This window comes from Microcystis sp. M49636_WE2 (genome assembly GCF_030065375.1).
GTDB lineage: Bacteria > Cyanobacteriota > Cyanobacteriia > Cyanobacteriales > Microcystaceae > Microcystis > Microcystis aeruginosa_C.
Window position 1 is genome coordinate 1 of record NZ_JASJFG010000581.1, and the last position, 13,793, is coordinate 13,793.

At 42.2% G+C, this 13,793-nt stretch carries 10 protein-coding genes and 2 CRISPR repeat arrays; of the genes, 6 read left to right on the top strand and 4 right to left on the bottom strand.

The window, feature by feature from the left end; all coding sequences use genetic code 11:
• Window positions 1-168 precede the first annotated feature (168 nt).
• A CRISPR array of direct repeats spans window positions 169-2,081; the repeat unit is 37 nt.
• Window positions 2,082-2,217: 136 nt separating this feature from the next.
• A CRISPR array of direct repeats spans window positions 2,218-4,977; the repeat unit is 37 nt; unit sequence GTTCCAATTAATCTTAAACCCTATTAGGGATTGAAAC.
• A gap of 212 nt (window positions 4,978-5,189) precedes the next feature.
• Window positions 5,190-5,849, bottom strand: a complete 660-nt coding sequence (locus tag PX484_RS13340) for an HAD-IA family hydrolase (RefSeq protein WP_002800504.1) — start codon at window positions 5,847-5,849, stop codon at window positions 5,190-5,192.
• A gap of 90 nt (window positions 5,850-5,939) precedes the next feature.
• On the bottom strand, window positions 5,940-7,904 hold the full coding sequence (locus PX484_RS13345; protein ID WP_287767094.1) for an amylo-alpha-1,6-glucosidase: 1,965 nt from the start codon (window positions 7,902-7,904) through the stop codon (window positions 5,940-5,942).
• A gap of 90 nt (window positions 7,905-7,994) precedes the next feature.
• Between PX484_RS13345 and rpmH the strand changes: the two genes are divergently transcribed.
• The 5 genes from rpmH to PX484_RS13370 all read left to right on the top strand — a co-directional run bounded on the left by rpmH (window position 7,995) and on the right by PX484_RS13370 (window position 10,633).
• Window positions 7,995-8,132, top strand: a complete 138-nt coding sequence (rpmH, locus tag PX484_RS13350; RefSeq protein WP_002739276.1) for a 50S ribosomal protein L34 — start codon at window positions 7,995-7,997, stop codon at window positions 8,130-8,132.
• A 26-nt stretch (window positions 8,133-8,158) separates the two neighbouring features.
• Window positions 8,159-8,521 carry a ribonuclease P protein component gene (rnpA, locus tag PX484_RS13355; protein WP_288104209.1) on the top strand — a complete coding sequence of 121 codons (363 nt, stop codon included), beginning with the start codon at window positions 8,159-8,161 and terminating at the stop codon, window positions 8,519-8,521.
• The gene (locus tag PX484_RS13360; RefSeq protein WP_002784373.1) at window positions 8,511-8,906 is read left to right on the top strand and encodes a PH domain-containing protein; all 396 of its coding nucleotides are present in this window, start codon (window positions 8,511-8,513) and stop codon (window positions 8,904-8,906) included. The genes rnpA and PX484_RS13360 overlap by 11 nt, the downstream gene beginning before the upstream one ends.
• 84 nt (window positions 8,907-8,990) lie before the next feature.
• Window positions 8,991-10,139: a membrane protein insertase YidC gene (gene yidC, locus PX484_RS13365; RefSeq protein ID WP_287658594.1), complete on the top strand. Its 1,149-nt coding sequence runs from the start codon at window positions 8,991-8,993 to the stop codon at window positions 10,137-10,139.
• Window positions 10,139-10,633: a Jag family protein gene (locus PX484_RS13370; protein ID WP_002800508.1), complete on the top strand. Its 495-nt coding sequence runs from the start codon at window positions 10,139-10,141 to the stop codon at window positions 10,631-10,633. The genes yidC and PX484_RS13370 overlap by 1 nt, the downstream gene beginning before the upstream one ends.
• 106 nt (window positions 10,634-10,739) lie before the next feature.
• Here the strand turns inward: PX484_RS13370 and PX484_RS13375 are convergent, their stop codons facing one another.
• Together PX484_RS13375 and grpE are read right to left on the bottom strand one after the other, a co-directional pair.
• Window positions 10,740-11,099, bottom strand: a complete 360-nt coding sequence (locus tag PX484_RS13375; protein WP_002800510.1) for a hypothetical protein — start codon at window positions 11,097-11,099, stop codon at window positions 10,740-10,742.
• Between the two features lie 292 nt (window positions 11,100-11,391).
• Window positions 11,392-12,114, bottom strand: coding sequence for a nucleotide exchange factor GrpE (gene grpE / locus PX484_RS13380; RefSeq protein ID WP_002800511.1), 723 nt, complete (start codon window positions 12,112-12,114; stop codon window positions 11,392-11,394).
• 333 nt (window positions 12,115-12,447) lie between these two features.
• On the opposite strand from grpE, the gene PX484_RS13385 reads away from it, so the two are divergent.
• Window positions 12,448-13,793 (top strand): GspE/PulE family protein (locus tag PX484_RS13385; RefSeq protein WP_288104215.1); only part of this gene is annotated, 1,346 nt, incomplete at its 3' end.

Consider the following 13,793-nt stretch of genomic DNA (forward strand, 5'->3'; position numbering starts at 1 on the left):
AAACAGCACTTTTTCTCGGTCAATGATTAGGATAAGTTATAACTTAAAAATTAATCAACAACTAAAGCTTATGCTTGTAGCTAAGTGAAATCATTGATTAAGAGACCTGTACTTTTCAATGACTTTTTCAGCAAGCCCTAAGTAAAACTTATCTAATAATTACGAAAGGTTCCAATTAATCTTAAACCCTACTAGGGATTGAAACGGGTTTATAGGCCCACATATTAAAGCCGTTGGGTTCCAATTAATCTTAAACCCTACTAGGGATTGAAACAAAGCTTGTAAATTTCCTTGCTTATTCAATCCTAGTTCCAATTAATCTTAAACCCTACTAGGGATTGAAACAACCTGATAACTCTAGTCGGTTTTTTCTATCCCCTGTTCCAATTAATCTTAAACCCTACTAGGGATTGAAACTTTCTGCTATTCCTTCATAGCCTAATTCATCCTCGTTCCAATTAATCTTAAACCCTACTAGGGATTGAAACGATGAAAATGGGAAAGCTTTAGAAGTGTCTATTAGTTCCAATTAATCTTAAACCCTACTAGGGATTGAAACCATTTGGGAAGGCTTTTGATGCTGACAACCGAGTAATGTTCCAATTAATCTTAAACCCTACTAGGGATTGAAACAATAGACAGTGCAATTTCTGCTTTTTTAATCAAAGGTTCCAATTAATCTTAAACCCTACTAGGGATTGAAACTAGTATCTCGATTCTGTAGGGGGATTCTTCTTCTTGTTCCAATTAATCTTAAACCCTACTAGGGATTGAAACTAATAGTTTCTATATTGACTTTTCAAAATGACTGTTCCAATTAATCTTAAACCCTACTAGGGATTGAAACTAACACTCAGGATAGAGTGCCATATCTCCCGCAGGGTTCCAATTAATCTTAAACCCTACTAGGGATTGAAACTTGGCTGGAGAAATGGGAGCAAAGCAAGGGAAAACGAAGTTCCAATTAATCTTAAACCCTACTAGGGATTGAAACTCGCCGGTTGTCATCATAAATTAAAAGGGTATTCAAGTTCCAATTAATCTTAAACCCTACTAGGGATTGAAACTTTTGATAGACCGAAACCGTTGATAATATTGGTCTTGTTCCAATTAATCTTAAACCCTACTAGGGATTGAAACAAACCAGTTTATCAGCCTCAAAATAGCTCGAAAACAGTTCCAATTAATCTTAAACCCTACTAGGGATTGAAACTTATCTGGGATTGACCGGGGAACATTGAAGGGTATTGTTCCAATTAATCTTAAACCCTACTAGGGATTGAAACTAATCGCCCGGACACTGAAAACCTTCAACCGGGTGTTCCAATTAATCTTAAACCCTACTAGGGATTGAAACTCGATGCTAAGACAGACTCCCGGCGCTCGCTAATTTGTTCCAATTAATCTTAAACCCTACTAGGGATTGAAACTCAACGAACATTATACTATGTTTTTAGGAACATAGTTCCAATTAATCTTAAACCCTACTAGGGATTGAAACAAAGAATAAGGAGGAGGTGGGGAGGCAGGAACGGCAGGTTCCAATTAATCTTAAACCCTACTAGGGATTGAAACCTACAAGTTCTATTGATTCTCTTGTTAGTTCTCTTGTTCCAATTAATCTTAAACCCTACTAGGGATTGAAACTGAGCGATTAGCTGGACTGCTTCCTGGAATATTTAGGGTTCCAATTAATCTTAAACCCTACTAGGGATTGAAACAGCAGCTTGGATTATTGGGGGGGGAAATAGTCTGGGTTCCAATTAATCTTAAACCCTACTAGGGATTGAAACCCCTCATTGTCGTAGGTATTAAATTCTAGTACCGACTCATGTTCCAATTAATCTTAAACCCTACTAGGGATTGAAACTTTTTTCAATCCGGCGATATGCCCTAATGTAGGGTGTTCCAATTAATCTTAAACCCTACTAGGGATTGAAACAATGAATTGGAACGATTTGACTCTGAGTTAAAAAGTTCCAATTAATCTTAAACCCTACTAGGGATTGAAACGACCACCACCACCCGACGGCTGAGTACCTAGTTCCAATTAATCTTAAACCCTACTAGGGATTGAAACTTTTCCCCAGCAATGCTAGAGATTACTTATAAGTAGTCGTGCAAAATTAATTTCCTAGTGAAGATAGGCAAGAGGCAAGGGGCAAGAGGCAAGAGGTGGTTAGATATGTGTAATTAATTTTGCTTAGGTACTTACTCGTTCCAATTAATCTTAAACCCTATTAGGGATTGAAACCGACTATATTATTACTTTTACTCCTGAGAGATTAAAGTTCCAATTAATCTGAAAACCTATTAGGGATTGAAACTCTACAGTAGAATCTAAGACTAGCATAAATTTGCGTTCCAATTAATCTTAAACCCTATTAGGGATTGAAACAACATGATTGATGATCAAGTAATTAGGATGAATTGGTTCCAATTAATCTTAAACCCTATTAGGGATTGAAATCATCGCCCATTTATCCGCGTCCGGCGATACCAGGTTCCAATTAATCTTAAACCCTATTAGGGATTGAAACATAATGGTTGTATTCCTAATTTAATTAATCTGTAAAGTTCCAATTAATCTTAAACCCTATTAGGGATTGAAACAAATCAGGGTACAGGGTGCGAAGCTTCTCAAGGTATTGTTCCAATTAATCTTAAACCCTATTAGGGATTGAAACGAAGTTACGCCGGATACTCCCGGACCCAATCGCGTTCCAATTAATCTTAAACCCTATTAGGGATTGAAACAGACCTAATTAATGATGCTACGGCTTACCTAGCGGGTTCCAATTAATCTTAAACCCTATTAGGGATTGAAACATATGGGATGATAACCCAGAATATATTTTTGACCGTTCCAATTAATCTTAAACCCTATTAGGGATTGAAACTGCTTGCATACTATGCAAGTCTTTTTCCTGATACAGTTCCAATTAATCTTAAACCCTATTAGGGATTGAAACTTGGCTTTATCAGTACATATTGCATAGCCTTGTTTTCCCGTGTTCCAATTAATCTTAAACCCTATTAGGGATTGAAACTTGAAAATCCTCACCCGACAACCACCGAATCGGGGTTCCAATTAATCTTAAACCCTATTAGGGATTGAAACTTTTAGCGTCCGTGACTTGGTAAAACTAAAACTTGTTCCAATTAATCTTAAACCCTATTAGGGATTGAAACATAGCTATGAACTGGTTTAACCGGCACGGGATCGGTTCCAATTAATCTTAAACCCTATTAGGGATTGAAACGCCGTGAGCTGCCAAAGGCTTAAGAAATCAGCAGCCGTTCCAATTAATCTTAAACCCTATTAGGGATTGAAACGCACGGCAGCGCAAGGTATTAGAGGAGATTCGAGTTCCAATTAATCTTAAACCCTATTAGGGATTGAAACTATTTTTGAGATTTAAGCTGATTAAAGTGGAAAAGTTCCAATTAATCTTAAACCCTATTAGGGATTGAAACCACCAGTAGGCTGCCAGTAATACTCGCTAGTGTTGTTCCAATTAATCTTAAACCCTATTAGGGATTGAAACGGTCCGCTCGGATTTATCAAGCCCATAAAGCAGGGTTCCAATTAATCTTAAACCCTATTAGGGATTGAAACAACAGGTTAATGTAGGAGATATAAACCTGTTAACGAGTTCCAATTAATCTTAAACCCTATTAGGGATTGAAACGCTCCCTACGAAACCACACACGCCCGGATACCAGTTCCAATTAATCTTAAACCCTATTAGGGATTGAAACGGGATTGGCCATCTTTTACTGATGCTCCGTGGTCTCGTTCCAATTAATCTTAAACCCTATTAGGGATTGAAACACTTTTATTTTTTCTATCGCCTATTAAGATAAAAGTTCCAATTAATCTTAAACCCTATTAGGGATTGAAACACTTTTTCGCCATTATCACGCCGAACCGCGTCGAGTTCCAATTAATCTTAAACCCTATTAGGGATTGAAACTTATCTTCCATAGTTCCCCCCCCCCTTAAAAGATGTTCCAATTAATCTTAAACCCTATTAGGGATTGAAACAAGGTTATCGGGGTCTTTATTTAGGAATAACGCGTTCCAATTAATCTTAAACCCTATTAGGGATTGAAACTATTAAGGCTATCTTCCAAATCTTCCAGATACTCGTTCCAATTAATCTTAAACCCTATTAGGGATTGAAACATCGAGATGGTAGGCTATGCACTCAAGCTATCTACGTTCCAATTAATCTTAAACCCTATTAGGGATTGAAACTTTTTCCCAATACTGATTGACCCATCCCGCTCGTGTTCCAATTAATCTTAAACCCTATTAGGGATTGAAACTAGCTTCTAAAGCTTCAATCCTTGATAATAGTTCGTTCCAATTAATCTTAAACCCTATTAGGGATTGAAACCAACTATCATCATCCCAACTTAAGATGGGATGATTGTTCCAATTAATCTTAAACCCTATTAGGGATTGAAACCACGGGAATTGTCGCAGGGTAGAGATAATTTGTTTGTTCCAATTAATCTTAAACCCTATTAGGGATTGAAACAGTGACAGTTTCAAGCAGTCAGTAGAGGACGGAAGTTCCAATTAATCTTAAACCCTATTAGGGATTGAAACTCTGGAGAAATAATGCTCGGTTCGACCGCGTACCGTTCCAATTAATCTTAAACCCTATTAGGGATTGAAACTTTATACACATCTTTGATCCGTAGTTCTAAAGTTTCAGGTTCCAATTAATCTTAAACCCTACTAGGGATTGAAACGATTTTAGGCAGTGGCTATATTGCTATCTGCACAGTTCCAATTAATCTTAAACCCTATTAGGGATTGAAACATCACCCGATCCGATACTTCCATTGACAATTAAAGTTCCAATTAATCTTAAACCCTACTAGGGATTGAAACTTTATCAGATGAAGATGTCAGTATTAAACCAGAAGTTCCAATTAATCTTAAACCCTACTAGGGATTGAAACATCATCGCTATTTTGCCTATAAAGTGGAGGCAGAGTGTGGGGTGTGAGGTGTGGGGTGTAGGGTTTTACCGATAAGAGCCAAAGATAAGTAGTCGTGCAAAATTAATTTCCTAGTGAAGATAGGCAAGAGGCAAGGGGCAAGAGGCAAGAGGTGGTTAGATATGTGTAATTAATTTTGCTTAGGTACTTATTATCCAACAAGGTTTTTAGATTTATTCAGCAGACCCTATTGATCTTTTAATTAAAAATGCTTCCATACCCAAAGCTTTTGCCCCTTGGTAATCCTCTTTTTTACTATCGCCAATATGCCAAGCTTGTGCCGAGGGACAATCATGTTTTTGCAGGGCGATTTGAAAAATTTCAGCATCGGGTTTAGCTGCTCCTGCCTGAGAAGAAATCGTGATCGATCGAAAAAAATACTCTAAGCCTAATTCTGCCAAAACTTGGTAGATACGACTATCAAAATTAGAAATAATGCCCAACTCGATCCCCTGAATCTGCCAGAGTCTTAAAGCGGGAATGACATCCTCGTACAGGACCCAAGGCTCGGCCGTGGCAAAATGATGATAAAGTTCGCCAAAAAAAGCCTCAAAATCGGGAAATCGTTCCAGATAACCTAAATCATTAAAAACTGCCCCAGTCAGCGATCGCCACCAGCGATACTCTAACTGAGGAATTTGTGCCGGTTCAACCTTAGGAAAAGCTAGGGGGGGAGAAGTGGGGAAAATAGCCAAGAAAGACCGTTCTAGAGGCTCGGCCGCCACCTGTACCCCAAAATCCGCCGCTATTTGACTATAAATTGCTCCGACACTGCCTTTTACTCCAAAAAGAGTCCCCACAGCATCGAGAAAAATAACTTGCGGTTTCTGCATGAGAGTTTTGTCTATAACCGTCGAATTGAGGTTTTTAGGGTCGGCCCTTTAGGGGGCCTAACACACCTAACAATTGCTCATTTTAAAGGATTATGGCGTAAATTCTCGGATCGCTTGCCAAACTCTTAATGCCTCTGCCACCGTCCATGCTTGGGCAAAAGCACCCCTAGGGGTAAAAGGGGCATTACCATCGAAAATTTCACTTAAATTACCGATACAGCTATCCTGAAGATGGTCGATCATCGGTGTTAAAAAACTCTCAGCTAGAATGGGATCGCGATAGACTTTCAGATGGGCCTCGATAAATGCCCCTAATAACCATCCCCAGACTGTCCCCTGATGGTAGGCACTATCTCTTTTTAAGCGATCGCCACTGTAAACGCCACGGTAATCAGGATGATCCACATCTAGCGATCGCAAACCGCGAGAAGTCAACAATTTTAAAGCACAAATATCGACAATAGCCTTTTTCTGTGGGGAATTTAATAACTCCTCCACCGACAAAGACACGGCAAAAAGTTGATTCGGTCGTAAACTGGCATCATTACCCTTGTCCGTATCCAAAACATCGTAACAATACCCCAGAGAATCATCCCAGAAGCGAGAAAACCCTTTTAAGGTCATTTTTCTCATTTTTTCGTAATCAGTGGCATCCATGCCCAAATAATGGGCAAATTGAACCATTATTTTTAGGGCATTGAACCAAAGGGCATTAATTTCTACGGGTTTGCCGATGCGGGGAGTAATCACCAGATCATCAACTTTGGCATCCATCCAAGTCAATTGTACTCCCGCTTCGCCGGCATAGATCAAACCATCGTCATCTAGGTGAATATTGTAGCGAGTACCGCGACGAAACCAAGCGATCACTTCCTTTAAAGCGGGATAAATAGTTCTGAGAAACTCAAAATCTTGGCTTTGGTTAAAATAGGAACGAATGGCTTCAAAATACCAAAGAATAGCATCGACAGCGTTATATTCGGGCATTTCTCCCCCATCGGGCAGTAAATTCGGCAATAAACCCCGGTCTAGATAACGGGAAAAAGTTAGTAAAATCTGACGGGCGATCGCAGGTCGGACTGTAGTCAAAGTTAATCCTCTTAGGGAGATCATCGTATCGCGACCCCAATCACCAAACCAAGGATAACCCGCGATGATCGTTTTGCCGTCCGGTTGATCCAGGAGAGGACGACTAACGATAAACTGGTCGGCAGCGAGGGTAAGTTGTTGAATCCATTCGGGCTGCTGGGGATTAATCAGACTATTCTCGTAGCGATAGCGAGACTCTAGAGAAGATTGACCGTCTAAATTCGGATCGGGACGGGTACTAGCGGCAATTGTCACCGATTCTCCTAGTTTGAGAGTAGCCGAAAAACTAGCCCCATGGAGATGATTTTCCCGATCGATTAAACCACGATAACGTTCCACGGCCAAATCAAAGCGATAATACCAGATATGAGCGGGAAAAACCTGTCCCTGACTGATTAATAGATAAAAAGGTACAGCATGGTTATATGCAATCACCCTCACTCCTTTTTCCAGAGGACTAATAGCCATTTGCCAGTTAAAACTCTGGGTATTGCCGTGAAAATCACGATAATTGACAAAAGCAGTCAGATTGAGAGTTAGGGGAGAATTGCCACGACGGTAGGTATAGTGAGTATAGGTGGTATTTTCTCCCTGTTCCATCCAAATGCGCTTTTCTAGTAAGGCATCCCCGCAGGTAAAAGTCCAGACGGGAATTGTGCCTTCCAGATGAAAACTTTCGATATTAATATAGCCTTGCGGTTCGATCGTAGCACCTAACCAGCGATTGCTGGCCAGATGATAAATTTTCTGGTTATATTGTACCGATTCATCGATTTTAGTCACAAGAAGCGTTCTTTTCGTCGGTGGAGCCAAAGCAGCGATCAACAGGCCATGATAACAGCGAGTTAGCAATCCGGCCACAGTTCCCGCAGCAAAACCCCCAATACCATTAGTGACTAACCATTCCCGCTTTTCAGCCACCGGGAGACAATTACAGATATCTCGACCGAAACGGAGCTTGACCATGGGCTTCCCAATTCCTAGTAATTTTGTTATAATTGAAAATTGTGTCTTTATATCTATAGAGTAACTCTATCTTAAGGAGGAAAATCGGCAGTGAGTAAACGTACTTTAGAAGGAACCACGCGCAAACAGAAGCGCACTTCCGGATTTAGAGCGAGAATGCGTAGCGTCAACGGACGCAAAGTAATTAAAGCTCGTCGGAAAAGAGGGCGCTATCGTTTAAGTGTTTAGGTTATTCTGGGAACCGACTAATTTTCGTGGGACTACCCCAAATTCATCGCTTAAAACATCGACAGGATTTTCAAGCTGTCTATGGAAAAGGGAGGCGTTATCACGGTTCCCACTTAACCTTAATTAGTTTAGAGGATTCTTGCCCAGATGCCCCCGGCCCCAGTCGTTTTGGTATCTCGATTAGCAAGAAAGTTAGTAAAAAAGCGGTGGTTCGTAATCGACTAAAACGGCAAATGCGAGCGGTAATTCGGCAGTTATTGCCAGAAATAGCGGCAGGATGGCGAGGGATAATCATTATCCGTCCCGAGGCGATCGAGTGCAATTATGAACATTTTTTGCGAGAATTAAAGCAGTTGTTAGTGAAGGCCAATATAATTCATGGGCATTAAAGAAGAAACTTTTTATGAAGGGGGTCCGCACATCGGCGACCTAATCATCAATATACTGCTAGGATTTACGGTGATTTGTTTACCTTTGACCGTTGGGGCAGTAGTACGGGCAATCTGGTTAAGATATAAGATAACTGATCGGCGGATTTCGATCACCGGGGGTTGGATGGGACGCGATCGCACGGATATTATCTATTCAGAAGTGGCAAAAGTGGCAAAAATGCCGAGAGGAATTGGTGTTTGGGGGGATATTGTCGTAACTCTCAAGGATAGAAGTCGTTTAGAAATGCGCGCGATGCCGAAATTCCGGGAAATTCATGACTATATTGCCGAAAGAGTCGCCGATAAAACCGGTCGTCCCCTAGAATCGATCATCAGTCAATAAAACAAAATAATCGATCGCCGCGATTCGATAAATTAGATTTGTCAAAGTGAACCCCCATTAAACGAGAAGGCATAGATTAAACCCATGGATTTTGGAGTCGGATTTATTTCCACAAATATCATGTTGCCAATCCTAGATTTTTTCTTTCGGATTGTGCATAGTTACGGTTTCGCCATCATTGCTTTAACGCTAGTGGTGAGATTTGCCGTCTTTCCCCTCAGCGCCGGCCAGATTCGCAATATGAGAAAAATGCGAATCACTCAACCCTTGATGAAGGAAAGACAGGCAGAAATTCAACAACGCTACAAAAATGACCCCCAAAAACAACAGGAGGAAATGGGCAAATTAATGCAGGAGTTGGGCAATCCCCTAGCCGGTTGTTTACCCCTGTTATTACAAATGCCGATTCTTTTGGCTTTATTTGCGACGCTGCGGGGTTCCCCTTTCTCGGATATTAACTATACCGTCGATTTACAAGTGCTGCCAAGCGAACAAATCGCCCTCGTGCAGCGCCAACCCTATGCCACCAAACCCCAAAACGTCTATATTGACGAGTCTCTCCACTATCCCATTACCGCTTTTTTACCCCAAGGCAATAAAATCGCCCCGGGAGAACAGGTAAAAATCGACCTGCAAAACGACCAGGGCAAGTCTTTAAGCCAATTAGCCACGGAAGCACCGGAAAATAACCTAAAACCCACCTACGAGGTGGTTAAAGGTCAAGAACTGGTGCAAGTTAATGAAGACGGTTCCATCGTCGCTTTAGCCCCCGGAGATGCCAGTATTAAAGTTATCGTGCCGGGGATTGCCGCTAATACGGGTTTTCTCTTTATTGAGGCCCTGGGAAGAATTGGGGCAACCGGTGCGAATGGTGAAATTCACTGGGATATCTTGGCGATGGTGATCGCTTTCGGTATTAGTATCTATGTTAACCAAGAGTTATCCGGTGCCGGCGCACCTTCGGGGGGGGCAGCTCAACAACAGCAAACGGTGAATAAAATCACCCCGATAATTTTTAGTATGATGTTCCTGTTTTTCCCCTTACCGGCCGGGGTATTGATGTATATCTTAACCGCGAACATCTTCCAAACTATTCAAACGGTGATTTTGATGCGGGAACCGTTACCAGAAAACCTGCAAAAATTGGTAGCGGAACAGGAAAAAACGGAAAAAACCCGCGATGCTCTCCCCTTTGAAAAACGTTCTAGCAAGAAAAAGGAAAAAACATCGTAATGAGTATATGGGAGCAAAATAGCGAGAAAGCTAAACAATGGCTGGAAAAACTGCTAAAGTTGATGGCCATGCCCGCAGATGTCCAGATTGGTGTGCAGGAATTGGGAACTGGACCTTCCTCCTGTTGGTTAATTATTGATAGCAGTCAATTGAGTCCCCAACAACTGGAACTTCTCCTCGCTAACAAGGGTGAGGGACTCGATGCGATTCAATCCCTAGCTAATACGATTCTGAATATTGGTGTCGAGTCGGCAGAACATCAGTTCTATATTGTCGAAATCAATGGCTATCGTCAACAAAGACAGGCAGAACTTTTCGACTGGGTTAATCAAGCGGCAACGCAAGTGCGGCAAACAGGACAGGAAATAGAATTAAAAGCCCTATCTTCGGCGGAACGTCGCCAAATCCATGCCTTTTTTCAGGAAGAAAACGATTTAACCACGGAAAGTCGCGGCGTGGAACCCGATCGCCGGTTAGTAATTCGTTTAAAATAAGACCAAAGGGTGGGGTAAAACCTGCCCTCTTTTTTATTTTAGGCTTTAGTCTTCTTGCTCACTCTAAAATTGAGTTGAGAATTACCACAGCCATGGAGATATAAAATCAGAAAATACGACCACCTCGACGGTTGGGAGCTAAACCACGATTACTGGGTGTAAAGCAGTAGGCATCGCGATTGATTCGTCGAATATTCTCTTGTAAAAATCGATCACAATTGCCCTCTGGAACGATAATTGTTTGATAGAGCGATTTTCCCGATAGATTACTATAGTAAGGAATCCAAAGAATACCCAGATTTTGAAATCCATATTTGAAGTGTAGTTCTTCCCCGCGTTTCTTTGCTTCCTGTTCGGTCTTCCAAGCTGACTCGGCAATTACTCGCAGACCTTCAAAATCGGCACTGTGCCAGTCAAGACGTGGAGCAGCGAAAACCTCACCGAAAAATGTACTCGAAAATGCCATGGAGATCATCAATAAAGTGATTTCTTTTCTGATATTCACCAAAAATTGATAACTGAAATATTTTTTATTTTAACCTCAGTTCGAGATAAGCCGAAACCCTAATTTTACCGTAGCCAGTCAGCCCTATTCTTTCCTGAAAGTCATGGCAAAATCTGCTTAACCCGAACTGACCCTAAATAGGTCAAGAGAGAAAAAGTCTCTGAGCGGGGATGGGGGATAGGGGATAGCGGGGGAATACAGACCCTACCGGCTAATACCTAACCCTCAAACCAGTTTAATCCCCATCGGGATTTTAGACCGATTCCTGGGATGGAATGGAAGTGGCTTCGGACTGATCAGCGTTAGGATCCGCCTCTTTGGGGGCGGCCACTTTTACCAAAGCATGACGCAAAACCTGTTCTCCGAGAGTGTATCCCCGCACTAACTGCTCCACCACTGTGCCTTCGGGATGTTCATCGGTGTACTGCCGCATCATCGCTTCGTGGTAGCTGGGATCAAAGGGTTGACCTTCCGGACGCATGGGGGAAACGCCTAAACGCTTGAGACTGTCCACTAAGGTTTTATAGACCCCTTGGTAACTCTTGTGAATACCCATCTCGCCATCATTAGCCGGTTTAATTTGAGTACGGGCGCGCTCAAAATTATCCACCACGTCAAGAATTTCCATCAGGGTTTTGCCCTTGGTTTTTGTTTCCAGTTCCTCTTTTTCTTTCTCTGTGCGTTTGCGAAAATTGTCGAACTCGGCCGCTAGACTGATATAGCGTTTCTTATAAGCATCAACCTGTTGGGTTTGCTCCTCTAACTGCTGCTTGAGAGTGTCGATTTCCTCTTGTAGAAAATCGATAGTCATTCCGCCTACGAGGGAAAATTCCTCGCTAGAGGCGGCCTTGTCCGTCACCGTTTTGGCCTCATCGGTGACACTGGTTTCTGATTCGTTGGCAAGAGATTCAGGGGAATTAGAAAAGGATTCTTGGTTTTCTTCGAAAATTGCTGAGGTATTTGGTTCTGCACTCATGGTATACAATTATAGTGGGGAATTTGGCAATATATGACCATTTACTGCTAATTTTGGTCTTTAAGTACCAGCTAATAATCAAGGTTTAACCCTTAATGTAACATTTTGTGGACAATATCCGTAACTAGATATATAGTAGGTTTCATCAGAATGAGGTATGGGCAAGGGGCTTAAACCCCTTGTTGGCAAAACTTGTCGATACCTCAGTAACGTGAAAAGCACGATAGGCAGCCCGGATAAATAATCAGTGATCTAGAAAAATTTTTGCTAAAATGCAATTTTCTCAGTAAAATTGGAAAGATTAAAGGGTAGTGGAGAGGTTAGGAATCGTCTATGACATTTTCTTCCAAGAAAACCCGTGCTGTTGCCCTACGCAATTACTTTTCCCCCTTTGGTAACAAGTTGGTGCAGTCGGGCTATATCGGTGCCGAGCAAATGCAACAGGCCCTAGTGGAAACACGGAAATCGGGAGGATCGTTAGTAGAAATATTACAAAAACTAACCGGGCGACCTTTGCCCCCAGATTTACAGCGACAGTATAAGAAAAACCAGTTATTTGAACTAAAAATTCTCTACGGAGTCGAATCTATCGACCCCGAATTGAGCGATGTGGATGGACTGGAAATAGCCAGACTGATCGATTCTTTGATTCCGATCGATCTTTGTCGTCGCTATCGTCTCATCCCCCTGCGTCGAATCGAAGGAGAGCCGGCTTCAATTTTGATAGCGATGGTCGATCCCGACAACCTAGAGGCTACGGACGATATTAATCGTATCCTCCGCCCCAGGGAGTTAAGTTTACAGCGTTTAGTGATTACCAGCGAAGATTATGAAAGATTACTGGAAAAATTCCACTGGGCCCAACCGGAACTAGAAAGGGAAAAAGCCAGACTCGAAAAAGAAAAAGAACTGGAAAAACTCTCGGATATCACCGATATTGTCGCCAGTATTGAGGTGGTCTCTGGTGCTGACGATGAAGTGGCCGATGATCTCGGAGAAGGAGACGCTAATCAAGCCCCCGTCATCAACCTGGTCAATAAAATTCTAGCTAAAGCCCTACAGGAAGGGACTTCCGATATTCACATCGAACCCCAAGAAGAATTCCTGAAAATTCGCTTTCGCAAAGATGGAGTTCTTCATCAAGCTTTTGATCCACTGCCGAAAAGAATTACCCCGGCGGTTACAGCCCGTTTTAAAATCATGGCCGAACTCGATATCGCCGAACGTCGTCTTCCCCAAGATGGTAAAATTCGGCGGATTTATCAAGGGCGGAAAGTGGATTTTCGGGTTAATACCCTGCCCAGTCGCTACGGGGAAAAAGTCTGTTTACGGATTCTCGATAACTCGTCTACCCAGTTGGGTTTAGATAAACTAATCACCGATCAAAAGACCCTGCAAATCGTCCGAGACTTGGCCAGTCATCCCTTTGGTCTGTTGCTGGTGACGGGCCCCACCGGTTCGGGGAAATCCACCACTTTATACTCGGTGTTAGCGGAAAGAAATCACCCTGGGGTCAATATCAGTACCGCCGAAGATCCGATCGAATATTCTCTACCAGGCATCACCCAGGTGCAGGTAATTCGCGAAAAAGGCATGGATTTCGCCTCGATTCTGCGGGCATTCATGCGACAAGACCCGGATGTGATTCTGGTGGGAGAAACTAGGGACAAGGAAACGGC

Coding starts and splice junctions, on each gene's coding strand:
- PX484_RS13340 (WP_002800504.1), bottom strand. CDS start 5,849: ATGCAGAAACCGCAAGTTATTTTTCTCGATGCTGTGGGGACTCTTTTT.
- PX484_RS13370 (WP_002800508.1), top strand. CDS start 10,139: ATGAGTATATGGGAGCAAAATAGCGAGAAAGCTAAACAATGGCTGGAA.
- PX484_RS13345 (WP_287767094.1), bottom strand. CDS start 7,904: ATGGTCAAGCTCCGTTTCGGTCGAGATATCTGTAATTGTCTCCCGGTG.
- PX484_RS13360 (WP_002784373.1), top strand. CDS start 8,511: ATGGGCATTAAAGAAGAAACTTTTTATGAAGGGGGTCCGCACATCGGC.
- grpE (WP_002800511.1), bottom strand. CDS start 12,114: ATGAGTGCAGAACCAAATACCTCAGCAATTTTCGAAGAAAACCAAGAA.
- PX484_RS13375 (WP_002800510.1), bottom strand. CDS start 11,099: ATGGCATTTTCGAGTACATTTTTCGGTGAGGTTTTCGCTGCTCCACGT.
- yidC (WP_287658594.1), top strand. CDS start 8,991: ATGGATTTTGGAGTCGGATTTATTTCCACAAATATCATGTTGCCAATC.